Origin of the sequence: Cardinium endosymbiont of Dermatophagoides farinae (assembly GCF_007559345.1) — a bacterium.
GTDB lineage: Bacteria > Bacteroidota > Bacteroidia > Cytophagales > Amoebophilaceae > Cardinium.
The window spans coordinates 775,495-800,849 of sequence record NZ_VMBH01000001.1; the positions used below are offsets into that span (position 1 = coordinate 775,495).

At 38.0% G+C, this 25,355-nt stretch carries 20 protein-coding genes, 1 tRNA gene and 3 pseudogenes; 12 read left to right on the plus strand and 12 right to left on the minus strand.

Going from position 1 to position 25,355, the window contains the following annotated elements:
• Positions 1 to 200: 200 nt before the first annotated feature.
• Positions 201 to 1,148, plus strand: a complete 948-nt coding sequence (locus FPG78_RS03570; protein ID WP_144086646.1) for an Rpn family recombination-promoting nuclease/putative transposase — start codon at positions 201 to 203, stop codon at positions 1,146 to 1,148.
• Between the two features lie 293 nt (positions 1,149 to 1,441).
• Here FPG78_RS03570 and FPG78_RS03575 read toward each other — a convergent pair whose 3' ends face one another.
• The 6 genes and pseudogenes from FPG78_RS03575 to FPG78_RS08440 form a co-directional block, all read right to left on the minus strand.
• The gene (locus FPG78_RS03575) at positions 1,442 to 1,960 is read right to left on the minus strand and encodes a hypothetical protein (RefSeq protein WP_223261991.1); all 519 of its coding nucleotides are present in this window, start codon (positions 1,958 to 1,960) and stop codon (positions 1,442 to 1,444) included.
• 473 nt (positions 1,961 to 2,433) lie between these two features.
• Positions 2,434 to 3,120 carry an ankyrin repeat domain-containing protein gene (locus tag FPG78_RS03580; RefSeq protein WP_144086648.1) on the minus strand — a complete coding sequence of 229 codons (687 nt, stop codon included), beginning with the start codon at positions 3,118 to 3,120 and terminating at the stop codon, positions 2,434 to 2,436.
• Positions 3,121 to 3,367: 247 nt separating this feature from the next.
• Positions 3,368 to 3,823, minus strand: coding sequence for a YcgN family cysteine cluster protein (locus FPG78_RS03585; protein ID WP_144086649.1), 456 nt, complete (start codon positions 3,821 to 3,823; stop codon positions 3,368 to 3,370).
• Between the two features lie 6 nt (positions 3,824 to 3,829).
• The gene (locus FPG78_RS08430; protein ID WP_420888387.1) at positions 3,830 to 4,666 is read right to left on the minus strand and encodes an alpha-ketoacid dehydrogenase subunit beta; all 837 of its coding nucleotides are present in this window, start codon (positions 4,664 to 4,666) and stop codon (positions 3,830 to 3,832) included.
• A pseudogene (locus FPG78_RS08435) lies at positions 4,621 to 5,912 on the minus strand (thiamine pyrophosphate-dependent enzyme). Before FPG78_RS08435 ends, FPG78_RS08430 begins: the two are co-directional and overlap by 46 nt.
• Complete coding sequence (locus FPG78_RS08440; protein ID WP_420888388.1) at positions 5,909 to 6,259, minus strand: hypothetical protein; 351 nt, start codon at positions 6,257 to 6,259, stop codon at positions 5,909 to 5,911. Before FPG78_RS08440 ends, FPG78_RS08435 begins: the two are co-directional and overlap by 4 nt.
• 370 nt (positions 6,260 to 6,629) lie before the next feature.
• Between FPG78_RS08440 and FPG78_RS03595 the strand changes: the two genes are divergently transcribed.
• From FPG78_RS03595 to FPG78_RS03605, 3 genes and pseudogenes are all read left to right on the plus strand, one after another.
• Complete coding sequence (locus FPG78_RS03595; RefSeq protein ID WP_144086650.1) at positions 6,630 to 6,908, plus strand: co-chaperone GroES; 279 nt, start codon at positions 6,630 to 6,632, stop codon at positions 6,906 to 6,908.
• A gap of 54 nt (positions 6,909 to 6,962) precedes the next feature.
• Positions 6,963 to 8,599 (plus strand): annotated as a pseudogene (gene groL / locus FPG78_RS03600) (chaperonin GroEL).
• A gap of 345 nt (positions 8,600 to 8,944) precedes the next feature.
• Positions 8,945 to 9,166 carry a hypothetical protein gene (locus FPG78_RS03605; RefSeq protein WP_223261992.1) on the plus strand — a complete coding sequence of 74 codons (222 nt, stop codon included), beginning with the start codon at positions 8,945 to 8,947 and terminating at the stop codon, positions 9,164 to 9,166.
• Between the two features lie 78 nt (positions 9,167 to 9,244).
• Here the strand turns inward: FPG78_RS03605 and FPG78_RS03610 are convergent, their stop codons facing one another.
• Positions 9,245 to 9,532: a hypothetical protein gene (locus tag FPG78_RS03610; RefSeq protein WP_144086652.1), complete on the minus strand. Its 288-nt coding sequence runs from the start codon at positions 9,530 to 9,532 to the stop codon at positions 9,245 to 9,247.
• Between the two features lie 111 nt (positions 9,533 to 9,643).
• On the opposite strand from FPG78_RS03610, the gene FPG78_RS03615 reads away from it, so the two are divergent.
• The 3 genes from FPG78_RS03615 to FPG78_RS03625 all read left to right on the plus strand — a co-directional run bounded on the left by FPG78_RS03615 (position 9,644) and on the right by FPG78_RS03625 (position 11,985).
• On the plus strand, positions 9,644 to 10,360 hold the full coding sequence (locus FPG78_RS03615; protein ID WP_144086653.1) for a hypothetical protein: 717 nt from the start codon (positions 9,644 to 9,646) through the stop codon (positions 10,358 to 10,360).
• 168 nt (positions 10,361 to 10,528) lie between these two features.
• Positions 10,529 to 10,714: a C2H2-type zinc finger protein gene (locus FPG78_RS08445; protein ID WP_420888394.1), complete on the plus strand. Its 186-nt coding sequence runs from the start codon at positions 10,529 to 10,531 to the stop codon at positions 10,712 to 10,714.
• Between the two features lie 458 nt (positions 10,715 to 11,172).
• Positions 11,173 to 11,985 (plus strand): C2H2-type zinc finger protein, encoded by an 813-nt coding sequence (locus FPG78_RS03625; protein ID WP_223261993.1) that lies wholly within the window; start codon positions 11,173 to 11,175, stop codon positions 11,983 to 11,985.
• Positions 11,986 to 12,668: 683 nt separating this feature from the next.
• Here the strand turns inward: FPG78_RS03625 and asnS are convergent.
• Entirely contained in the window at positions 12,669 to 14,075 is a 1,407-nt protein-coding gene (gene asnS / locus FPG78_RS03640) for an asparagine--tRNA ligase (RefSeq protein WP_144086655.1), read from the minus strand.
• A gap of 192 nt (positions 14,076 to 14,267) precedes the next feature.
• Here asnS and rpoN point away from each other — a divergent pair, with 192 nt between their 5' ends.
• Positions 14,268 to 15,734, plus strand: coding sequence for an RNA polymerase factor sigma-54 (gene rpoN / locus FPG78_RS03645; RefSeq protein WP_223261994.1), 1,467 nt, complete (start codon positions 14,268 to 14,270; stop codon positions 15,732 to 15,734).
• A 134-nt stretch (positions 15,735 to 15,868) separates the two neighbouring features.
• On the opposite strand, the gene FPG78_RS03650 is transcribed toward rpoN, so the two are convergent.
• The 3 genes from FPG78_RS03650 to FPG78_RS03660 form a co-directional block, all read right to left on the minus strand.
• Positions 15,869 to 17,800, minus strand: coding sequence for a RecQ family ATP-dependent DNA helicase (locus FPG78_RS03650; protein WP_144086656.1), 1,932 nt, complete (start codon positions 17,798 to 17,800; stop codon positions 15,869 to 15,871).
• An 83-nt stretch (positions 17,801 to 17,883) separates the two neighbouring features.
• Positions 17,884 to 19,167, minus strand: a complete 1,284-nt coding sequence (locus FPG78_RS03655; protein WP_144086657.1) for a DnaJ domain-containing protein — start codon at positions 19,165 to 19,167, stop codon at positions 17,884 to 17,886.
• Between the two features lie 101 nt (positions 19,168 to 19,268).
• On the minus strand, positions 19,269 to 20,210 hold the full coding sequence (locus FPG78_RS03660) for a hypothetical protein (protein ID WP_144086658.1): 942 nt from the start codon (positions 20,208 to 20,210) through the stop codon (positions 19,269 to 19,271).
• A gap of 393 nt (positions 20,211 to 20,603) precedes the next feature.
• Here FPG78_RS03660 and FPG78_RS03665 point away from each other — a divergent pair, with 393 nt between their 5' ends.
• The 3 genes from FPG78_RS03665 (at position 20,604) to dut (ending at position 23,556) form a co-directional block, all read left to right on the plus strand.
• On the plus strand, positions 20,604 to 21,470 hold the full coding sequence (locus FPG78_RS03665) for a DUF3108 domain-containing protein (protein WP_144086659.1): 867 nt from the start codon (positions 20,604 to 20,606) through the stop codon (positions 21,468 to 21,470).
• Positions 21,471 to 21,620: 150 nt separating this feature from the next.
• On the plus strand, positions 21,621 to 23,051 hold the full coding sequence (gene gatA / locus FPG78_RS03670) for an Asp-tRNA(Asn)/Glu-tRNA(Gln) amidotransferase subunit GatA (protein ID WP_144086660.1): 1,431 nt from the start codon (positions 21,621 to 21,623) through the stop codon (positions 23,049 to 23,051).
• Positions 23,052 to 23,121: 70 nt separating this feature from the next.
• Positions 23,122 to 23,556 carry a dUTP diphosphatase gene (gene dut, locus FPG78_RS03675; protein ID WP_144086661.1) on the plus strand — a complete coding sequence of 145 codons (435 nt, stop codon included), beginning with the start codon at positions 23,122 to 23,124 and terminating at the stop codon, positions 23,554 to 23,556.
• A gap of 189 nt (positions 23,557 to 23,745) precedes the next feature.
• Here the strand turns inward: dut and dusB are convergent.
• Positions 23,746 to 24,728 (minus strand): annotated as a pseudogene (gene dusB, locus FPG78_RS03680) (tRNA dihydrouridine synthase DusB).
• A gap of 506 nt (positions 24,729 to 25,234) precedes the next feature.
• On the opposite strand from dusB, the gene FPG78_RS03685 reads away from it, so the two are divergent.
• Positions 25,235 to 25,308, plus strand: a tRNA-Ile gene (locus FPG78_RS03685).
• The last annotated feature ends 47 nt before the right edge of the window (positions 25,309 to 25,355 follow it).

Here is a 25,355-nt window from a genome sequence, read left to right on the forward strand (position 1 = left end):
TTTCTTGATAAGAACTATAGACCTTCTGGAAAACCTATTTCTAATGGCAATTTTGGTGTCAAAGCTTGTCTATGCTCCTCAAATACATTTAGTATGCTGCGGTGCTCGACTGCGCTTCTCCTAAAAACTGCTGATCACAAATAGGTTTTGAAGAAGGTCTTATGTTTAATTTTACTAATTTATTGTAATACATTGATCACATGAGTAAGAAAAAGGACAAGAAAGATACGGTTCATCAGCCCCATGATCAGGTATTTAAGAACACCTTCTGTAATAAAGAAACGATGTTAGATTTTCTATCTGCTAATATATCTTTTGACCTACTTAGTAAAATAGATCAGGAAGCGTTGCATTTAACGGATAAAAGCTTTGTTGATCCAGTTGGTAGAAGAGGAGAATCTGATTTAGTATTCAGAACCAATATAAATGGTAAAAAAGGTTATCTATATTTTTTATGCGAACACCAATCGACTGAGGATCCCTACATGCCACTAAAATTTTTAGAATACAACGTCCGGTTAATACGACAACACCTAAAAGAAAATGGGAATGTAGCCCTTCCAGTTATCTTAAATGTATGCATTTATAATGGAGACAAAGCATATAAAGGTTCCAATAGTTTATTGTCAATGTTTGCAGATCCTGAATTAGCTCAATCGTATATGTTTGACCGCTTTTATTTGGTTGATTTGTATAGTACATCTAAAGATGAGCTACTTAACTATAAAAAGGCTGCTTTTGCAGCGATGGTGCTTAAACAGGGCATCTACCGTTCGTTTAATCAATGGTTTGCTGATCGAATAAATTTAATTGTCGATTTTTTAGAAAAAGATTATATTAGCTATGCTGATGCAGTTTTTTTATATATGTTAAAATTGGATAACAACCCAGATTTACTAGAAACGATCAAGCAATCTAACCCAAAATTAAAGAAAATTGCCATGTCACTAGCTGAAAAATTAAAATTAGAAGGAGAACAAATGGGCCTTGAAAAGGGAAAGATAGAAGGTAGGATAGAGGGAAAAATAGAGGGGAAAATAGAGGGGAAAATAGAAGTTGCCAAGGCTATGCTTGAAAAGTGTTATGCTATAGAGGATATTATGCTGCTTACTGGTTTACCTCGTGCTCGTATACAGGACCTTATATAGGCCGGAAATGTTCAAAGGCATTTTTCCTTACTTTTTGCTTGTCGTTCTGGAGGTAGCAGCCCCATATGGCTGAGTGGTATAAAAAAATTGTCCGCGCGCAGCACTATAGCAGAAATAGCTTTTCAGACCAGTTTTCTAGTATAGAAGTGCAAGTTTTGCAATGCATTTCTATAAAAAACTAGAAAAAATGCGTTTTCTACCATAGTGCTGACGGAAACAAAAAAGCAACTCGATTTGACTGAAGTTTCTTAAGAGTTAATAGGGGATAGTGTTTGCTATCTCTTTGCTACTTGCTACTCACCAAATTTGTTCACATGCTCCAAGAATATGTTGTATATCGCTGGATCACGCAGTTCTTTTGATCTATCGATAAGAGCCTTACCATCTGCATCCTTTAAAGTAAGATCAACATTTGGAAACTTATTTAGTATTTTTTTTACTGCAATTATATTATTGCTATCTACTGCTATATATAAGTAAAATCGCACCTTCGAATTAGGAGTATTAATATCAAACTTTTTATCTTTGAAATATTCCAGGAACGGATCGATTAGATCGTTATAATCGATTAGATCGTTACAATTGTTCATTATTAAATCACTCAAGGGGTCCGTTCTATCGCCATCGATATCAATATTTTCTTTAGTGGGGTCAATGTCTTTATGCTGTAGTAGAATTTCGATCATAGTGCGGGCATCTTCTTTATCTATTTTTTTTAATTTGTAACATTGTACTACTGCACCAAGAGGGGTATACATAAATAATACTATGTTCTGCATATACATTCCCTGATTATAGTTGCTACGCATCATAGAATCATCAGGAATATATCCTAGTTTGTTAACGTCAATATTTAGATACTTCAGGTATTTTTTAAGTGCATAGACGTTATTTATAGTATATTGTATTATTGATACAGGAATATAACCGGTTCGTTTCTCTATTTACGTTATTATTTAAATTATTCAGTATCATACTGAATAATTTGTCAAAGAGTAGTTCGTTTTTTATTTCAGGAAGCAAGGAATATAGATATGCAAATGCTTGATTACAAAAATTGAGTTCCCCATTTTCCACAAAATACTTACATAGATCACGAATAAAGTTCTCTTTCATATTAGGCTTACTGTACATTATTGAATACTTCTCTAAGAGTTCTTCAATATTTTTTGTCAAAAATTAAAATTTAGCTTCTTTTTCTCTGCATTAAGGAGTTGACAGGCTATTGCGTGAGCAGTAGTACTTTGTAATGAAGACACGTTCTGCCTAGGCATTAGTAAATTAACTATATCCTCTGCATCCTTATTCTTATTATATTAATATTTCTGGATATATAACTACGTTCTAGTACTTGATTTGCTAGGTCAAGAGGAGTGAGGTTATCATTATTTCTTTCATTTTTATTAGCACCATTATTTACTAATATTGTAGCTCCTTGTTTATTGGATAAATAAACTGCTTTATGGAGCAAAGTATTTCCTTCATTATCTTTTGCATTTATATCAGCTCCATGAGCCAATAATAGAGGAATTATTCCTTCACATCGTTCCTGTATTGCGTAAGCCAAAAGAATTGTGCAAGTTTTATCATCATAATAATCAAGCAAAGCATCAAAAAACTGATTCCATCGACTATCATTGAGACAATAGCTTTTTTTACAATCTAGATAAGCAGCATAGTGTTTTTCAAATTTCTTCTTGAATTCGTCATAATCTTTGATAATAAGCTCAGGGTTTGGTTCAAGGTCACTGTAAAATTCATAACTGAATATCCTCTTTGCATATTTATAAGCTTTCTCAGGTGTGAATGTAAACCCACTAGTCTGTTTTAAATCTAGATTATTACTTGCATCTAGCTTCTTATTACTTTGGCCTTGATCATTTATATCATATTGATTACTATTCACATTATTAGGCGTACGTAACTCGGTACAAGATACCATAACAGGTAACAAAACAAAATACTTTTTCATGAAGGATAAATTTTAGATAAAAAAACATAAGACGTATATGATATATACGTCATCCTGCAATTTTCAATAATTTTTTAGAAAAAAGCAAATGAGCTATTGAAGCTTTTTACCAACTATAAACTATAAATTATAACTACTCAATCACTAGCCATTTGGGTTTACAATGTACATTAGAACGCGTAGCTTACAGATGAATAAAAAAACAGCTAGGCGGTTTTTTCGTGTTGCCAGCAGACTTGAAGAATATTTAGACAACGGTCTCTTCTAGTAAATAGGTGATAATCGGCTTATTAGCCAATGCTGGATGCACTACAAAACCTTTAACAGAATTACCGCTTTTAATGGTAGATTGTGGGTCTTTTGTAATCAATGGATGCCAGTCAGGTAATGCTTTTTTTTCTTTAACCAGCCGATAGGCACAACTTTTAGGTAGCCAAGTAATGGTCTGTACATTTGTAGGCGTTAACTTGATGCAACCCTCTACATAACGAAACCGCTCTTTATAGTTGGAACATTGACAGGTGCGGGTGTTGAGTAGCCGGCAACAGATCTTTGTGGTACGGACTTGCCTGCTTTCTGCTTCTTGTACCTTCAGCAAACAACATTTCCCACAGCCATCACATAAAGATTCCCATTGTGATGGGGTCATTTTGTCCAGTGGTGTATGGAGCCAAAATGGTTCTTTTTGATCAGTAGTATCCATATATCATCAAAAAATAGTTGGGTAACGGCTGGGATCTGTCTGATGCATCATCATATAGATCTTACCGACCACTTCTTCTACGTTGGGTTTAGAAAAATAGTTGCCATCATCTCCGTAAGCGGGGCGATGGGGTTTGCTGGTAATGGTCATGGGGGCTTCGTCTAGCATCGCATAGCCCTGCTGTACTTCCAGTACTTGCTGCATCATATAAGCAGTGGTACCACCTGGTACATCTTCATCCGCAAAAACAATCCGATTGGTTTTGGCCAGTGACTGTACAATGGTATGATCTATATCAAAAGGCAATAAGGTTTGTGCATCAATTACTTCACATTCAATGTCTAAAGCAGAGAGCCTATCTGCTGCTTCACAAACAATACGACACATCGCACCATAGGTTACAATGGTAACATCCCTGCCGACACGCAGTAGCTCTGGTACACCTATAGGTAGGGTCATTGCATCTAAATTGCTGGGCATAGGCTCTTTTAAACGGTAACCGTTTAAACATTCAATGATTAAAGCAGTATCGTCTGATTGCATCATCGTATTGTAGAAACCAGCTGCTTGTGTCATATTACGGGGTACCAATAGGTATATACCCCTTATGGCATGCATAATGCTCGATATATAGGAGCCAGCATGCCAAATGCCTTCTAGCCGATGACCTCTTGTACGAATGATCATAGGAGCTTTTTGTCCTCCTTTTGTTCTGTATCGAAGCGTTGCCAAATCATCTGCTATAATTTGCAAGGCATAAGGCAGATAATCTAAATACTGTATCTCAACAATAGGCCTTAACCCACGCATAGCGGCACCAATCCTTGACCAATCATCGTACATTCTCGAATACTGGTGTCTGTTACACGTAATTCGCCATATAGCGCTTGTAGGCCTGCAAAGCCTTGGTTCACGTCACCTATCTTCCCTAGATCTTGTCCAATAGCAAAAATACGCGCATCACGTGCCAATAACGATTTAAAACAATGACATAATATTTCCCTGCCGTCTACCAGTGCAGGGTTTTCTGTATAAATAGGTGGATTCGCTTGTACAAATAGCGCAGCACTGCTCGAGTTGCTATACAGATCGCTGCTGAATCTTTTTTCATTGCTTCTTATATTTTTATGCCACCAAGCGAGTATGCCTTTTTTATGCAGATACGGTATTTCCCGTAAGGCATAAAGGGCTTTAGCTGCTGCGTGGGTGATATCCAAATGGCGGGGATGGGGTAGGGTAGTTAGCTCATGGATAATAGCTGAAAGCTGGCTATGACCTACTGCCTCTTTAGGCAATACGATATCATTAAGCAAAGCCAGTAGCGCTGTTTTTTCTTGGTTATGCTCCTTTATTAATGCCTGCCAGGCTGCTTGTTGCGCTGTTTTTACTTTTTCATCTGCTGTTGCTGCAATTTGCCCAAGCCTTTCTGCTGTAGCTATGCCATTTTCTACGATCCATGCTGCCATCTTTGGTAGGCAATCATAGGTCTCCTCCCACTTTAACCGCTCTGCTGACTTATACCGTTCATGAGAGCCAGATGTAGAATGGCCTTGTGGTTGGGTCAGTTCTTTAACATGAATCAGTACAGGCACATGCTGGCTTCTACAAATGGTTACGGCCTGGTGATAGGTGTTGCATAACTCCATATAATCCCACCCCTTGGTAACAAATATTTCATAGCCAGGTTGCGCCTTGGTTCTTTTAAAGCCTGCTAGAACGGCAGAGATATCCTCCTTAGTAGTATGATACCGCTGAGGTACAGAGATACCATAGCCATCATCCCAAATAGAGATACACATGGGTACTTGCAGGACTCCCCTGCATTAATGGTTTCAAAAAACATACCCTCTGAGGTACTAGCGTCACCAATCGTTCCAAATGCTACTTCATTCCCTTGATTAGAAAAATTTTGTTGGATCTTTTGAAAAGCAACGGTGCGATACAACTTAGAGGCATAGGCTAGCCCCAATAACCTGGGCATTTGTGCAGCCGTACAGGAAAGATCCGCTGAAACATTCTTGCGCGTTAGCTGATTCAGCCAGTTGCCCGCGCTATCTATCAATCTGGTTGCAAAATGGCTGTTCATCATTCTCCCCCAGAAGCCGGGTCAGCCTCTACGGAAGCGTGGGCATATAGCTGGGCAAAATATTGCTGTAAGGTTAAAGCACCAATTGCAAACATAAAAGTTTGGTCTCTATAGTAACCGGACCGCCAATCTCCACACTGGAAATATTTAGCCATAGCCAGTTGCGCCACCTCTTTGCCATCTCCAAAAATGCCAAACTTAGCCTTTCCTGAAAAGACTTCCTTACGTGCTAATAAGCTTGCTGACCTGCTTTCGTAGGCTATGCGGTAGTCATTGAGTATCTCAGCAGGGGACAACGATTGTAACATATGCTTTCTATAAGTAGCTACGCTAGAATAGACCTTCTGCAAAACCTATTGCTAAATGGCAATTTTGTGGTCTATGCTCCTCAAATACATTTAGTATTCTGGCGACTGCACTTCTCCTAAAAACTGCTGATCACAAATAAGTTTTGCAGAAGGTCTAATGATAGATCATTAATATGTAAATTTAAATCCTTTTTAAGTCATTACCTATCCAAAAAGGTCTATTGATCATCAACGGCTACTGACAATTAGTCAGTAGCTGTCCATTTATACTTTACATATTCAATGGGTTAAATAGTTTGGCATGAAATCTGCTGTAATGCAGATCAGATTAAAGTCCGTGCGACCAAGTCATTTTCTGGTTCACGTTTTAATTTCGATTGATATAATCAACCATTATTATAAAATATACGTTATGAGCAAAGTTCATATAAAACCATTAGCTGATAGGGTTCTAGTAGAGCCTGCAGCAGCTGAAGAGAAGACAGTAGGTGGCATCATTATTCCTGACAGTGCCAAAGAAAAACCTCAAAAAGGAGAGGTTATTGCAGTAGGCCCAGGAAAGAAAGATGAACCTATCACCGTTAAAGTAGGGGATAAGGTGCTTTATGGTAAGTATAGTGGTACCGAGTTACATATAGATGGTAAGCTCTATCTTATCATGAAAGAATCCGATATTTATGCCATCGCCTAGTAGCATGGCAGCAGTGAGTCAGATTTTTATAACCTTATAATCAACGAATGTACAATGGCAAAGAATATAATTTTTGATGCAGAAGCACGAGAAAAGCTCAAGCGAGGTATTGATACCATGGCTAATGCTGTGAAGGTTACGCTAGGCCCAAAAGGCAGAAACGTTATTTTAGATAAAAAGTTTGGTGCCCCTAGCGTCACTAAGGATGGTGTATCGGTAGCAAAGGAAATTAGCCTAAAAGACCCTATAGAAAACATGGGTGCGCAACTGGTCAAAGAAGTCGCTTCTAAAACAGCAGATAGTGCTGGAGATGGTACGACTACTGCTACCCTTTTGGCGCAATCTATTTTTACACATGGCATTAAAAACGTCGCTGCAGGTGCCAATCCTATGGACATCAAACGTGGCATAGACAAAGGCGTAGCAGCAGTTGTTAAAAAGTTACAAGAAACCTCTAAAAAGATTAACAACTCCAAGGAGATAGAACAGGTAGCCACTATTTCCGCTAATAGTGATAGCAAGATAGGCAAAATGATTGCAAATGCTATGGACAAAGTGGGTAAAGATGGTGTAATTACCGTTGAAGAGGCCAAGGGTACCGAAACAGAAGTAAAGGTAGTAGAGGGAATGGAGTTTGACCGGGGCTATTTATCGCCTTATTTTGCTACCAATACAGAAAAAATGGAGGTAGAGCTTTCTAATCCTTACATTCTAATTTGTGATAAGAAAATTTCTACCATGAAGGATCTGCTCCCTATTCTAGAGGCAGTTTCTCAAAGTGGAAGGCCACTTGTGATTATTGCCGAAGATGTAGATGGAGAAGCATTGGCCACACTTGTTGTGAATAAAATTCGGGGTGTATTGCGTGTAGCTGCTGTAAAGGCACCTGGGTTTGGCGATAGAAGAAAAGCGATGCTTGAAGATATTGCAGTCCTTACAGGAGGCGCCGTTATTTCTGAAGAAAAAGGTTGCAAGCTTGAAACCGCTACTTTACAATCTTTAGGCACTGCAGAGAAAGTCAATATCGATAAAGACAATACAGTTATTGTGAATGGTGGGGAGATAAGAAGGATATTGAAGCTAGAGTAGCCCAAATTAAAGCACAAATAGCCCATGTTACTTCTGATTACGATAAAGAAAAGCTACAAGAACGGTTGGCCAAGCTATCCGGTGGTGTAGCGATTCTTTATATTGGTGCTGCTACAGAGGTAGAAATGAAAGAGAAAAAAGACCGCGTAGATGATGCCTTACATGCAACAAGGGCAGCTGTACAAGAAGGTATTATTCCAGGAGGAGGTGTTGCATTGTTACGTGCAGCTACATCTGGGGTATTAGACACCATAGCTGTAGAGAATGAAGATGAGCGCACTGGTGTTAAAATCTTAAAGCTTGCACTAGAGTCTCCTTTAAGAACCATTGTAGCAAATGCAGGTGGTGAGCCATCCGTGGTGGTACAACGCGTTAAAGAAGGTAAGGATTCTTTTGGATACAATGCCCGTACAGATCTATTTGAAGACCTCTATACAGCTGGTATCATTGATCCAACGAAAGTAACCAGACTTGCGCTAGAGAATGCGGCTTCTATTGCTTCTCTTTTACTCACTACCGCTTGTGTAGTAGCAGAAGATCCTGAAGATGAGAAAGCTGCTCCTATGCCTCAAATGGGCGGCGGAATGGGTGGCATGATGTAACACACTGCTTAGTCAGTATCATCTATTGGCAAAATCAGGTGGTCGGTAAACCGATCATCTGATTTTTTTTTATGCTTTTAGGACGGCGTGAAAAACGAGACCTTCTGCAAAACCTATTTTTGATCAGCAGTTTTTAGGAGAAGCGCAGTCGAGCACCGCAGCATATTAAATGTATTTGAGGAGCATAGACAAGCTTCGACACCAAAATTGCCATTAGAAATAGGTTTTGCAGAAGGTCTACGGATATAGAGTGGTTATAATGGATAGAAAGATAAAGATAAAGATGGGAACAGCCTAGTGGATCAGTTCCTGAAATGCCCAAAGATGAAGGATAATATTAACTCCGTGAATAAGGATGGCAATACCTGTGCTCATCTAGCAGTAATGCAGCTATCACCTACTTATAATCCATATGCATTAAAAGAAATGCTAAAAGCATATCCAAATGATATTGATCTTAATATAAAGAATAATGAAGGTAAAGCTCCTTTGGATATCGCAAAAGAAAACGGTGATTCATATGTGTGCGCAATCATCGAGGAACATCAGAAACAATACCCTAAATAGGAAATAGCAACCGCTATACCTCTATTCACTCCTAAGAAACTTCAGTAAAATGAAGTTTCTTTTTTTGTGGCTATTCAGCTATATGGCCACACCAACCACAAAATAAGCAAAAACGCGCCCTTGGGAAAAGCTGCGATCAGAAAGTGCCAGCTTACAGTAACTTTTTTCATTAGCGTTTTGATTTTCTCTTGCTTTTTTATCAAGGAAAAATCCCTTTACACAGCTAACCCATTCACTCTTTACAGCTAAACGACCACAATTCAATACCTCCACCTGCACTAGATTCGCATAGATTATTTTATTAGATTCTATTTTGATATAATCAAGATATTTATTATGCAAAATAATTATATCTAATTGTGCCATTATATAGCATCAGTAAGAAATAAATCTTGTACTAGGGAGCTATGCACTTTGGTTTACTATCTATTTTTGGCATGGCTTCTATACGCATGTAGCAACATAGCCAGGTTTCATTTGGGTGACGATATACCAACCTATCTAAATGGCTCTATAGAAGATATCACTCCAAATGACATAGATCAACATTTTCTTATGCTAGACAAACCATTTATTATTGCAGTTATAAAAGAAGATATAGATTTTTTTCAGCAGGCCATTCAATACGGTATGTCACTTGGTGCATTACAAAATATTATTCATGCAAAAGGATGTTTTTGTGGTAAAAATTTGGTTAGGTATTTATATACATGTATCAACAAAATAGATGAATACGGAAATACCGTTTTGCGTACTGCAACAAGTAAAAATGAAACTATGTCTCCTTGTTTTGATTTCCTTAATCATTATCAAGATGTGCCGCTCCATCAGTATAAAAATATAATTGCAAATCTAAAAATAAAAAATACAGCAGGAGAAACCCCATTCCATTTTTTAGCCAGTAAGAGGGATACATCTTTTGCTAAAGTGATCTTAGACCAATTAAATAAACTAGCCTTATTGGTAAAAAATTTTAACCTAAATCAGGATATAAACAGCATTTTAAGTATAAAAAATAAAAAAAAATTGACCGCCCTTGATATTGCAAAAACAAAGAAGGATACAGAAATGATGGAATTGCTATTGCCTTATGTAGCCATCAAACAATCAAAACCTATGCCTCATTCTGTCCATTCATATGCGCTTCGTTCTGCAAGTTTCGGGTTTCCAAATGATTTAATAAAACATGAATGAAGACATAGAGGAAAAATACCGCACGAATGTAACCACTGTGGGAAAAAGTTCACTCATAAATCTCGTTTAAAAAACCATATAAGAATTCATACAGGAGAAAGGCCCTATGCATGTAAGACATGTGGGAAAAGGTTTAAGCAAAATAGCAATTTAATAGTCCATATAAAAATTCACACAGGAGAAAGAAAGTACAAATGTGAAACGTGTGGTAAAAGGTTTATTACTAAATCTCATTTAAGAGCGCACAGAGAAAAAAGCCTGTTTAAATGTGATGACTGCGGTAAAATGCTTTCTACAAAAAGTCATTTAACCGCCCATAAAAAAATCCACACAAGAGAAAAACGGCATAACTAGACCTTCTTCAAAACCTATTTGTGATCAGCAGTTTTTAGGAGAAGCGCAGTCGAGCACCGCGGAATACTAAATGTATTTGAGGAGCATAGACAAGCTTCGACACCAAAATTGCCATTAGAAATAGGTTGTGCAGAAGGTCTAATGTGATAAGTGTGATTACAAATGTACTACTGCGGGCGGATTAAACATACATAAAAAATGGATGCACCAAAATTAGCATACTAGGAAAATCGGAAATACATACTACCCACCTGCACTAGATTCGCATAGATTATTTTCTTACATTCTATTTTGATACAATCAGGATATGTATTATACAAAATAATTATATCTATCTAATGTGCCATTATATAGCATCAGTAAGAAATAGATCTTGTACTAGGGGGCTATGCGCTTTGGTTTACTATCTATTTTTGGTATGGCTTCTATACGCATGTAGCAGCATAGCCAGGTTGCATTTGGGTGATAAAGCCAATATACCAACCTATCTAAATGGCGCTATAGAAGATACCCCTCCAAATGGCATAGATATAGATCAAGATTTTCCTACGCTAGACAAACCATTTATTATTGCAGTTATAAAAAAAGATATAAAATTTTTTGAGCAGGCCATTCAAGACGATACGCCATCTGATGTATTACAAAATATTATTCATACAATTCATACAAAAGGATGTTTTTGTGATGAAAATTTGGTTAGGTATTTATATGCATGTACGAATAAGAGAGACAATAAAACAGATAAATACGGAAATACTGCTTTGCATACTGCAAGTAAAAATGGAACTATTTTTTCTTTTTTTCGCTTTCTTGACGCTCATAAAAATCTACCACTACGCCATCAGTATAAAAATATAATTGCAGGTCTAGAAGTAAAAAATACAGCAGGAGAAACCCCATTCCATTGTTTAGCCAGTGAGGGACATAGACTTTTTGCTAAAGTGATCTTAGATCAGTTAAATAAACTAGCCTTATCGGTAAATGTTAACCCCAAAAAAGATATAAATAGCATTTTAAGTATAAAAAATAACAAAAAATTGACCGCCCTTGATATTGCAAAAACAAAGAAGGATACAAAGATGGTTGAATTGCTATATCCAGAAAATTATTATACATGTGCTGCATGTGATAAAAGTTTCAGGTTTCCAGATGATTTAATAACACATGAAAGGACACATACAGGAAAAACACCCCACGGGTGTAACCACTGTGGAAAAAGATTCATGAAGCCATTTCAGTTAACAGTCCATATAAGAAGTCATACAGGATAAAAATCGCACGAATGTACCCACTGTGGGAAAAGGTTTAAGCCCAATAGCGATTTAAACGTCCATATAAAGCGTCACACAGGAGAAAGACCGAACAGGTGTAATGAGTGTGGTAAAGGGTTCATTAGGCCATCTCATTTAAAATATCATATGAGAATTCATACAGGAGAAAAACCGTTCATATGTAACAAATGTGGTATAAGTTTTACGCACAATAGTAATTTAAACGTCCATATAAAACGTCACACAGAAAAACAACTACACGAATGTAACCAATGTGGTATAAGATTCACTCAGCAATACCATTTAACACTCCATATAAGAACCCACACAGGAGAAAGACCTTTCAAATGTAACCAGTGTGATAAAAAATTCACTACTTTTAGTAGTTTAAAAAAACATAAACAAAGATACAAAAAAGAACAACCGTACAAATGTAATTATGAGAATTGTAATTACGAATCTATTTATTTATGCAAATTAACAAGACATAAAGAAACACACATAAGAAAAAGTTTATATAAATGTGATAAGTGTGATTACCAATGCATTACTGCTAGTAGTTTAAAGAGACACAAAGAACAGATGCACCAAAACTAGCGTAACACTAGCATAGCCAGGTCTAATTGAGCGCTTTTTGCAGCTAAAAATGGTGATGTAGCATTTATTAAACAAGCCCTTGAAATTTAACAAGCTACATGGCCTGGTGTACGTGGAAATGGAATCACATCACGTATGTTTTCCATACCTGTTACAAATAATACAAACCGGTCGAGCCCTAAACCAAATCCGCTATGGGGTATGGTACCAAAACGTCTGGTATCCAGATACCAGTTTAAGTCTTCAATATGGCTATGTTGCATGGCTTTTTTCAAATAATCGATGCGCTCTTCCCGCTGGGATCCTCCAATAATTTCTCCTATGCCAGGGAAAAGCACATCCATAGCGGCTACTGTTTTTCCATCATCATTTTGGCGCATGTAAAACGCTTTGATATCTTTTGGATAATCAGTTACTACTATAGGTCTTTTAAAATGATGCTCTACCAGATAACGTTCATGTTCTGATTGAAGATCCATCCCCCAACCAGTAATAGGATAGACAAATGTACCATTCTGATTGGGCGGCGCTTCCATTAAAATAGAAATGGCCTCTGTATAGGTAATACGGACAAAAGGTTGTTCTAATACAAATTGTAACCGTTCCAATAACGCCATGGATGGGGTTGCACTTTGCGCATTGTTATGAAGCAAACGTTGGTTCAAAAATTCAAGTTCTGCTGGACATTTTTTAAGCACATAATCTAATAAGAATTTTAATAATGCTTCTGCTAGTGCAATGTTATCATCTAAATTATTAAAAGCTACCTCTGGTTCAACCATCCAGAACTCTGCTAGGTGCCTAGATGTATTGGAATTTTCTGCTCTAAAAGTAGGCCCAAAAGTATAAACCGCCCCTAGGCCCATAGCAGCTGCTTCTGCAGCAAGCTGCCCAGAAACGGTTAAGTTGGTAGGCCTATTGAAAAACTCCTTGCTAAAATCAACAGGACCATCTGTATGGTTAAGTGCTAAGCTTGTAACACGAAACAATTCCCCTGCACCTTCTGCATCAGCTGCCGTAATAATAGGCGTATGAAGATAGCAAAAACCACGTTCGTGAAAAAAGTGATGAATGGCATAACTAATGGCATGCCTGATGCGGAATACTGCACCAAAGGTGTTGGTACGAAAACGAAGATGTACCCATGTACGTAGAAATTCCAATGAATGGGACTTTGGTTGCAATGGATAGTCCGGGGCATTGCCCAGTAGGGTCAGCTGATCACCATGTAGTTCTACCGATTGTCTAGTGCCTGCTGAAGCAACTAAACTGCCAGAGATGGCAATACTGGCACCTGTAGTCAGTTGGTTCAGCAGTGTTTTTGGCAGTTTAGATGGTGCCATGACCACCTGTAAACTTTGCTGACAAGAGCCATCATTAATGGTAAGAAATACAACCTGTTTATTGGCCCGCTTGGTGCGGATCCAACCTTTTATCTCAACGCTTGCACCAACTGTGCCAAATTGTAAAAGTTCTTTAATTTTGTTATGCAATGTATTCTTTTTTAGATTAAAGATTAAATATTTGTTGTGGTTTTAGCAGCACTAACTATATAAGACCTTCTGCAAAACCTATTTCTAATGGCAATTTTGGTGTCGAAGCTTGTCTATGCTCCTCAAATACACCTGAGTATTCTGCGGTGCTCGACTGCGCTTCTCCTAAAAACTGCTGATCACAAATAGGTTTTGAAGAAGGTCTATAGCGCGCCTGGTAAGGCCCAATCTATAAATAGTTTTCATTTAATCCAACTAAATGCTAAGATGCAGAAGTTACAATTAGAACAAAAGTTAACCCAGAAGTTATCTGGACAACAAATTCAATTTATTAAACTGTTACAAGTGCCTACTGTAGCACTCAACGACTATATCTCAAAAGAGGTCACAGCCAATCCTTTGCTCGATGAAGAGACAGAAAATATAGAAGAAGAAGCTCCATTCGCTCAGGATTTTTCTGATTATCGTTCCACAGATTTAAGAATATATAAAACACAACCTGCCCGTGACCTTTGGACCCCAGCTATCGTTTCGCTGCAAGAAAAATTAAAAGAACAACTCCATTTGCTCCATCTCAGCAAAGTAGGGTATACCATAGGTGAACACCTCATCGGCAGCTTAGACCAAGATGGTTACCTTCAATGTGATCTAGAAATTGTTGTGCAGGATCTGCATGTAATCCATTACTTAGAACTCTCTTTAGAAGAAGTAGAAGAGGTATTAGCCGCTATTCAGCGGCTAGATCCACCTGGTATTGCAGCTAGAAATCTCCAGGAATGCTTATTGATACAATTGCAAGGGCAAAATCAGAAAGATCCACTCATTCAGTTGGCACAGCGTGTGGTAAGCAGTTGCTTTGAAGCTTTTACCAAGAAACACTATCAGACAATAGTCAAAAAATTAGGGCTTACGGATACCCATCTTTTGAAAGATGCCCTGGCCCATATTGCTCGACTAAACCCTAGACCAGGGCGGCATAATAATAGTACAACCTATACCAATGATTACCTTACCCCAGATTTTATAATCGTAACGCATCAAGGAAAGCTTGCGGTTGAGTTGGTCCATTATCCAGTGCATAAACCACGCTTTAACAAAAAGTATCTGACCATGCTGGAAACCTATGAACAAAAAGCAAAACAGGACTTAGAAAGCCAAGAGATGATTGCTTTTTTAAAAAAAAAGTTAGACCATGCCAAGTGGTTTATGGAGGCGCTTAGTCAACGGAATCAAACCCTTTTAAAGACAATGGAAGCAATTCTACACTTGCAATATACCTTCTTTGTAGAAGGAGAAGAAACAGATAAATTAAAACCAATGATTTTACAACATGTAGCCGATAAGGTTGGCATGGACGCTTCGACCATTTCAAGAATTGTCAACCAAAAATCAGTGCAAGGAAAGTTTGGTATCTATCCGCTAAAGTTTTTCTTTTCTGAAGGAATCAGCACAGCTACTGGAGCCGATATCAGCAATAAAGTTATTAAAAATAGAATTATAAATATAATTGATAATGAGGATAAAAAAAACCCTTATTCGGATGAGCATATGGTAGCATTATTAATAGCTGAGGGGTATAATGTGGCGCGCCGTACTGTAACGAAGTATAGAAAGCAATTGCATGTACCAGTTGCTAGGTTACGCAAGGTATTGATGTAATCGCCTATGGACCTTCTGCAAAATCTATTGCTAAATGGCAATTTTGTGGTCTATGCTCCTCAAATATATTTAGTATGCTGGCGACTGCGCTTCTCCTAAAAACTACTGATCACAAATAGGTTTTGCAGAAGGTCTTATGCTTCACCCAATGGCTTTGACGCTTCACTGATTTGTAGTTGGCCAGGGCTTTGGTAGTATATTTCTTTGGCATCTAGCATGCGCCTTATGGTATCCAATAATGCCTTTTCTTTTTCGGAAGCAACCTCTTCTATCAGTTTTTTAAGATCCTGTTTGCCCTGTCTAATCGCATTGATCACATAATGGCGACTTTCTACCATAAGGTTATTTTGTGTTTTTGCTGTTGACTTTCTTTTACAAACATCACATTGGTTGCAAATTAATTCATTTTCATCAAAATAATCTAATAATATAGCTAAGCGACAGCGCCGGTCATTGGTAACGTATTGTATAACCGCTTCTATTTGTTGATAAGCTGTTTTATTTCTTTGTTCGATTTTATGAATCGGTAATGGCAATTCGGTAGCCAGATAGCGTGGTGTTAAAAAAGTAATTTGTGGATTTGCTTTTTGTGGAAGATATTCTAGAACCTTTAGTCGATGCAAGGCAGCTAGTTGGTCTTGTATCTTGCATACTGTAAGCTGGACAAACTGGGCTATTTTTTTTTCAAAAATTGTACAGTATGGCGTAAAAAGTGTACCACCATAGAGCCTTAAAAGTGCTTTGATGCATAAATCATAAGCAGGATGACGGAGTTGAAATGCATACAATGCCTCCCTAGATAGGAGAAAATAGACCCTAGATGGTTGGTAACAGGCTTCATTAAGCTGGATAAAACCTTCTGACTCCAATGCTTTTAAGCCATAGTAGGCTTCTTTCGTGTAGAGTCCGGTTGTGTTTTTAAAGTCTTCTAAGTCAAAGTCATAGGTTACAAATGCATGGGAGCCTACTGCAATTTTATAATAATTAACCAGATGTTGGTAGACCTTTCTTATCTGGTCAATGGTAGGATAGCTTTCTTTCCATTTTTGTTTTAACTGTGCAATATCTTGTAAATCATACCAAAGAATGGCATAAGCTGTCGCATGATTCCGGCCAGCTCTTCCTGCTTCTTGGCAATAGGCTTCTAATGAAGAAGGCAGATCTAAATGGACTACTAAGGAAACATCTGCTTTATCAATCCCCATGCCAAAGGCCGCTGTAGACACCATGGTGCGTACTTTATTTTCACTCCACATGGTTTGTTTCATAGCTCTATCAGAGATGGTTAAACCAGCATGGTAAAATGCACTAGTAATACCATTGTTATGCAAAAACTTAGCAATCGTTTCTGTCTTTTTACGTGTGTTTACATAGACAATAGCTGGACCAGCAGTTTGTTGTAAGGCTTTGAGCAGCTGTGATTCTTTATGATCTGTTTTGCGTACCCAGTAAATTAGATTGGACCTATGAAAAGTTTGTGCAAAAAGAAGGGGATTATGAAGCTGCAATCGGTCTTGAATATCCTGTTTAACCGTTTTAGTGGCCGTAGCTGTAAAGGCTACTGTATTGGCCGTTGGAATCATTTGCTTAAAATGGGCAATTTCTAAATAGGAGGGCCTAAAGTCATATCCCCATTGGGAAATACAATGGGCTTCATCTACTACTAAAGTAGTAATAGGCATGGTAGGCGCACGCAACTTAAAAAGATCGGTTTGCAGCCGTTCTGGAGATACGTAAAGTAGCTTTACATTACCATATACACAATTATCTAGTTTGCGCTCTATTTCGAGACTAGACATGCCTGAAAAAATCGCTTCTGCATAAATACCCCTCTGCGTCAGCTGGCTTACTTGATCCTTCATCAGCGCAATAAGCGGCGTGACTACAAGCGTTAAACCCGCTTTACATAAGGCCGGGAGTTGAAAACAAAGTGATTTTCCACTGCCAGTAGGTAAAAAAACCAATAGGTCTTTGCCATCTAGAATGCCCCTAATGATTGTTTCTTGAAGCGGCCTAAAGGAGTGATAGCCCCAATGCTTGCTTAATAAATCATAAATTTTATCCATGGTTTAGGGTAGCTTTCTAACTGATTTAGGAAGGAATTTTTATCTTAATTTTTTTCTTGATAAAAAAGTACGATAAAAATGCTTTATTTACCTCTCAATGAGAAGATACTGCTGCGCTTAGAATCTTTTTTTTTCGGATTTTTGGCACAGTATTCACTGAATGCGTCACGAACCAAGGTAGATTCTATTACATCCCATGCTTTTTTTACTTTATCGAATGCAGCATTATAATGTTTCTTTTCTTCATCAGTTAATGCCTGACCTAGTTCTTGTTGTTTTTTATCTGGATGAGTTTCTAAAACCAATTTATTGTAAATTTTCCTTGCTTCTTTATATGAGGTACCTTTAGGAATCCCTAAGGTTTTATATGCTCCGTCTACTTCAGATGAATTGAAAGTAGTCTTATCTGAATCCCGAGAATGATGAGTTTTCGGAATTGTATACGTAAGGATTACCTCAAAAGGCTTAGCAAGGTAATAATCACCATAAAAAATATTTGGCATAATCATTGCGTAACCAGGATAGTTCTCATGGGTAAAAACGTGAATCGCTTCAGGCTCTAGCTTACATAGTTTTTGTAAGAGATTTTTAATCTCTTCTTCTAAAAGCCTTCCACAGGGGTTAATCTCGCCTAGGTCACGCTTTGTAATGATATCACTTAAACGCTTTGTCGGAGTTGTATACGTAAGTTCTACGCAACCAGGCTTATAACCAGAGTTGCCTTCAAAAACAGATACTATTTTCCTTCCAAATTTCCTTCCAAAAACACTTTCTATACAGATCTCAAGCCCGTCAAGAATCAAGTTAGGGAATAATTCTTTTAACCTATTTTCAACTTCCTTTTTTGAAGGCGTTCCACTGTGATCAGAAGTTTCAATCATTCCTAAGTCACGCTTTGTAATGATATCACTTAAACTTGTTTTCCCTAAATTCTTTTTCGGAGTTGTATACGTAAGCTCTACCGAACCAAGCCCATAACCAGAGTTGCCTGGAAAAATATATACTGTTCTCTTGAATATACGGATCTCAAGCCCGTCAAGAATCAAGTTAGGGAATAATTCTTTTAACCTATTTTCAACTTCCTTTTTTGAAGGCGTTCCACTGCGATCAGAAGTTTCAATTGTTCCTAAGTCACGCTTTGTAATGATATCACTTAAACTTGTTTCATGTTTTTTTCCTAAACTTATATCGCTTGAGCCTGTTTCATGTTTTTTCCCTAAGTTTATATCACTTAAACCTGTTTCATGTTTTCTCAGAGACTCCTTATCAGTCTTTTTTTTACACTTACCAAAGAGGCCGCAGGAAGTGCTTATTAATAGAGTCGATATAGCTATTAGCAATGGCGTAAGTGCCTTTTTTACCTGCATAGCAAACTTATTTTTTAAAAACTTTTGTTTTGATTTTTTTAGCTACTTTTTGCCTTATCAAAAGGCAAGCAAAAAAATCAAACCCTTATGCAAAAAGCAGCCTACCAATGCGCTTTCAATTGTTCGGAGCATACAATTGGAAAAAGACCAAGATAAGTTTTTAGTAGTTTTGCATCTTCTTTTTCTTCTAATGCTGCTTCGGATAGAATTTTCCTTATTAGATCTATGCCATGCGGTATGGTTTCTAGTAAATCCTTATAGGTTAAATCCTTATTAGCTGCCCAATCATCAATACGCATTAAACATTTCTTAATGGATTCTTGGTTTACTGAACGCTTTACACCGTCGCGCTTAACGGTTACTGAATACCACTGAACATTCTCTAGTAGATTCTTGTACTTTTCTTCAATCTTTTCCCAAAGATCTGTACCAGTTGGACGCTCAGCATCTTTCCATTTTACTAGATTATACCGCGATTCTTCTAACTTATCAAATTTCGCATATCTTTCTAAGATAAAATAAAGAAATTTTTGGTATTCTAGTATCGGCTGAATAAAACAAATATTTTCTGGTTCAGCATGCCTTTTTGCTATAGCCTCTTCAAATGCCGCTATAAGTTTAGTATCGGCTTGTAGCGCTTTGCTTGCGCTTATCAACGCTTCTTCACTTGCTGCTGTAGGACCCTTAAATAGCTTGCCGAGCTGTTCATAATAATCTTCTAAAAGGTGGGTATTATGTGTTCTTTTTAATTGGTCTGTTATATTTGGTTGTATTTCTTGCGTAAAAAAATCCTTCCAGATTGCATATAGTTGTTTCTCTTGGCCAGTGTCACACCATTTGGGGATTCTATCTTGTAGTTTCTTGCTAAACTTAATAATTTCATTGGCTGGTTTTAGTATTAGTTTGAATGGCTCTACTTCGCCTAACTTATAGGGATTCCATGTATAATACCCTTCTCGTTCTTCATCTGTGTATTTATTGGTAAAACATCCGCAGCAAAGGAGGAGTGCAAAAATGTAGCTAGAATATTTTTTTAAATTCATTTTTAAGTTAGGTATATTGCGCTGTTTGCAAGGATTTACTAGACCTTCTGGAAAACCTATTGCTAAATGGCAATTTTGTGGTCTATGCTCCTCAAATACATTTAGTATGCTGACGACTGCGCTTCTCCTAAAAACTGCTGATCACAAATAGGTTTTGCAGAAGGTCTACTTTTAAAATCTGCCTTAAGACTTGAGCAAGATAGTTTTTTATCTCTTTTTTTCCTACTTCCAGCCTTAAGTTTTTATGAATAAATTGATTTTCTAGCAGGCTGCCGCCTATCCAGTTTGGCTGACTACTTTTTTTGTTGTAACTTTAGAAGTTGTAATCCCTATTTTTCTTGATTTAATATTTTTTATATATCTTAATATCCTATTTATATATCTTAATATCCTATGGTCGTTGTACGCTGCTTAAAAAAGTTTTTTTGTTGTTTCCTTATAAGTACTTTTTTAAGTAGCATACATGCTAAAACTGCCCGGGAAGTAGGGCCTCCTTTTCTGCAAGGGGAATGCCTAACCTATGAAGTTTACTATAGTTTTCTCCATGCTAGTTTTCTCCATGCTGGTACTGCTACCATGCGTGTGGATGAGGAGCGGCACAAGCTTAACGGGCATGCTTGCTATAAGGTTGAAGTACAAGGTACCTCTAGTAATGCATTAGCGCTTTTAGGCTTTAAGGTATTGGATAGATGGGAGAGCTATTTAGATGTTGATTGCGCGCATGCATTGCGTCCGCATAGATGTGTTACCCATCTTGAAGAAAATGGTTATGTTAGGAAAGAGCAAACTGACTTTGACTATAAAGAAAATATAGCTAAGGTAGAAATAGCTGAGAGTAAGAATAATATGGAGCCTAAAGAGACCTCTCATGATATCCCTAGTACAAAAATTAAAGACCTAATCGGTGGCTACTATAGCTTGCGTTCGATTGATACTACAAAGTTAAAACCAGATGATGAGCTTATCATAACGGTTTTCCATGACCAACAGGTCTATAAAGATGTTAAGATTCGATTTCTTGGTAAGAAGATCATTAACACCAAGCTAGGAAAAACATCAGCGTTGGTTTTTGCACCGATGATCCCCGACAAGTACGAGTGTAGTATATTTTCCGGAGATCGTCCAGTGGAAGTATATATATCAAATGATGTCAATAAAATTCCGCTGCTATTAAAAGTTAACCTGGTAGTAGGTTCGCTAGAAATAAAGCTCACAGATTGTAAAGGTCTCAAAGAACCTATTCGTTTCCAGCCATCTTAATTTTAGACCTTCTTCAAAACCTATTTGTGATCAGCAGTTTTTAGGAGAAGCACAGTCGCCAGCATACTAAATGTATTTGAGGAGCATAGACCACAAAATTGCCATTTAGCAATAGGTTTTGCAGAAGGTCTTTTGTAATGTTGTATCTATATGTCTGACCATTATTATTCTTTTAGTGCGCTCCGCCCATTGCTGGCATCGCAAAAAATTACGGTTACAGAAGTGGTTAAACAACTGTTGCAAGATACGCAAAGACAAAAAGAGTTGAATGCTTTTGTAAATGTTTATGATCAAGAAATTATAGAAGGTGCCCCTGTCGTCAACCAAAAAATAAAGCAGGGTAAAAGCGGTCCACTGGCTGGAATGGTCATTGGCTTAAAGGATATGATTGCCTATAAAAATCATCCCCTACATGCTGGTAGTAAAATCTTGACCAATTACATCTCACCATTTGATGCAACGGTTACGCAGCGACTTTTGGCAGCTGATGCATTGATTATTGGCCATCAGAATTGTGATGAGTTTGGCATGGGCTCCTCTTCAGAAAATGCTTACTTTGGCACCGTACTGAATCCTTTAGATAAAACAAGGGTTGCAGGTGGTTCTTCTGGTGGCTCTGCAGCAGCTGTAAAAGCAAAGATGTGCCATGTCTCTATTGGTACCGATACGGGTGGATCTGTTAGGCAGCCAGCTGCATTTTGTGGCCTTGTAGGGCTTAAGCCTTCTTATGGAAGGGTGTCTAGGCATGGTCTAGTGGCCTATGCTTCTTCTTTTGATACGGCTGGTATTTTTTCCCATACAGTAGAAGACTGTGCAACTATACTGGAGGTAATAGCTGGACCTGATGCATTTGATGATACCGCCGCTACGCAAGAGGTGCCCCGTTATACTACTGCATTAGATAATCCAGGGCGCTATAAGGTAGCCTGCTTAGCAGAAACACTTGACAATGGAGGCTTGCAACCAGAAATAAAAGAACATACCTTACATGCTTTGGAACTGCTAAAGAAAGAAGGCCATCAAGTAGATGATGTCCATTTTGCGCTGCTTAAATATGCCTTGCCTACCTATTATATCTTGGTAAATGCAGAAGCAAGTACCAATCTTGCACGCTTTGATGGCATTCGTTACGGCTACCGAAGCAGCCATGCTACCACATTAGAGGAGGTCTATATCAAGACAAGAACAGAAGGTTTTGCCAAAGAAGTAAAAAAACGGATTATGCTAGGCTCTTTTGTGCTGAGTGCGTCTCAATGTGAGACACACTATATTAAAGCACTAAAAGTACGTAACGTGATTAAAAAAGCTATGCAAGATATCTTGAGTCAATATGACTTTATCATATTGCCTACCACTACTGCTACTGCTTTTAAGGTGAATAGTTTTGCAAACAATCCATTGTCAATGTATTGGAGTGACCTCTATACGGTATTGGCATCTGTAGCTGGTTTACCTGCTATTTCTTTACCAAATGGAGTAGACCAAAAGAATTTACCCATTGGCATTCAAGTTATTGGCAACTACTTTGAAGAAGCCAAATTGCTTACCTTTGCAAGACATTTTGAGACTATTGTAAAATAATCTTCCTTCAAAAAGAAGTCTAACTATATCTTCTAACTATAATTAATTTTAATTAAACGATTTGTATTCTATGGAAATTCCAATTGTTAACCAATCGCACCATCCATTACCTACTTATGCTACGTTAGGGGCAAGCGGGATGGATTTACGTGCTTTTACCGCTGCGCCTATTTGGTTGGCTGCTGGGCAGAGGATACTCATTGCTACCGGTATTGCTATTGCTTTACCAAAAGGATATGAGGCTCAAGTAAGGCCACGTAGTGGCTTGGCACTGCACCATGGCATTACCGTTTTAAATAGCCCTGGAACCATTGATGCAGATTACAGAGGAGAGATTAAAGTATTACTGATCAACCTCTCTGATCAGCGTTTTCTAGTCGAAGATGGAGATAGGATTGCGCAGCTGGTAGTTACCAAATACGAATCGGTTGGTTGGAAAGTAGTACCAGCGCTAGACCAAACCGCTAGAGGGGTAGGAGGCCATGGTAGTACAGGGCATCACTAGTATTAGCCTTCTTTGGACCTTCTGCAAAACCTATTGCTAAATGGCAATTTTGTGGTCTATGCTCCTCAAATACATTTAGTATTCTGGCGACTACGCTTCTCCTAAAAACTGCTGATCACAAATAGGTTTTGAAGAAGGTCTTTTGAAAAGGCTACTGCTGCTGGTAATCTGCTGGTCGATTCTAATGGATTAGGCACTAGGTACCTTTTGCATCATTTCATCTAACAGGTCATCTATCGCTGTATAAGTATCAGCAGTTACCAAGCTAGATCTATAGTGCTTTATATCTGGCACACCCCTAAAATAATTGGTATAATGGCGTCTCATTTCTAATATTCCCGTTCGTTCGCCTTTCCATTGTATGTCATGTACCAAGTGTTTTTTTACCGTTTCAATGCGTTCTATTAAAGTAGGAGGGGGAGTAGCTCACCTGTTGCGTGGTAGTGTTTGATTTCCTTAAAAATCCAAGGGTAGCCAATGCTGGCACGGCCAATCATAATGCCATCCACCCCATATTTATTTTTATAGGCAATTGCCTTAGCAGGGCTGTCAATATCACCATTCCCAAAGATGGGGATATGGATACTCGGATCTGCTTTTACAGCCGCAATATAGCTCCAATCTGCTGATCCCTTATACATTTGTTGTCTGGTTCTGCCATGAATGGTTACAGCCTGTACGCCAACATCTTGAAGACGTTGCACAACTTCTAAAATTTTAATCGATTCGTGGTCCCACCCTAAGCGTGTTTTCACCGTAACTGGAATGGAGACCTGTTTGACAATTTCTGCAGCCATGGCTTGCATCTTAGGCAAATCTAAAAGAATACCGGCACCTGCGCCTTTGCAAGCGACCTGCTTAACAGGACATCCATAGTTGATGTCCAATAAAGTAGGCTGAGACCTTTCTACAATAGCAGCTGCTTCCCGCATAACCTCTATTACATCTCCAAATATTTGGATCCCAATAGGACGCTCCTCTTCATATATCTCTAACTTTTTTACACTTTTAGTAGCATCTCGAATAAGCCCTTCTGAGGAAATAAATTCTGTATACATCAGATCTGCACCATGTGCCTTGCATATGGCACGAAAGGGCGGATCACTCACATCTTCCATAGGTGCCAATAAAAGTGGGAAATCACCCAATATACAATCTCCAATTTGTAACATACATTAAATAAAAAATCCTTACTACCTGCAAATCTACGCTTAAAGTTAGCATTTCCTATGGATGAAACGATTCTGCTGATGATTTATGGTACAAAACATAGACCTTCTGCAAAACCTATTTGTGATTAGCAGTTTTTAGGAGAAGCGCAATCGAGCACCGCAGCATACATAAATGTATTTGAGGAGCATAGACAAGCTTCGACACCAAAATTGCCATTTAGCAATAGGTTTTCCAGAAAGCCTCATCTAAAAATAAAGATTTCTTACAGCTATTTGTTGGGTATATACAGAATATATACGTAATTTAGCTGTGCTGGCAGCATAACTGTTTTGCAATGCATAGAAAAACCTTTGTATGGAACAGTAGCGCTATTCAATCTATTGGTCCCTATGCCTTAGATATAAGTAGGTTGTGGTAGTAGTTTACTAGAAAGTAGCTTTCTAGCCTCACTGGTATATTTTTTTGTGCTCCGTGTTGGTATGGCAAGTAGCCCCCATAGATTTTAGGGCCTGTAGCTCAGCTGGTTAGAGCGCTACACTGATAATGTAGAGGTCCGCGGTTCAAGTCCGCGCAGGCCCACGCTTACGCAAGCATAAAACAATACTATATAAGCAGACAAACACACT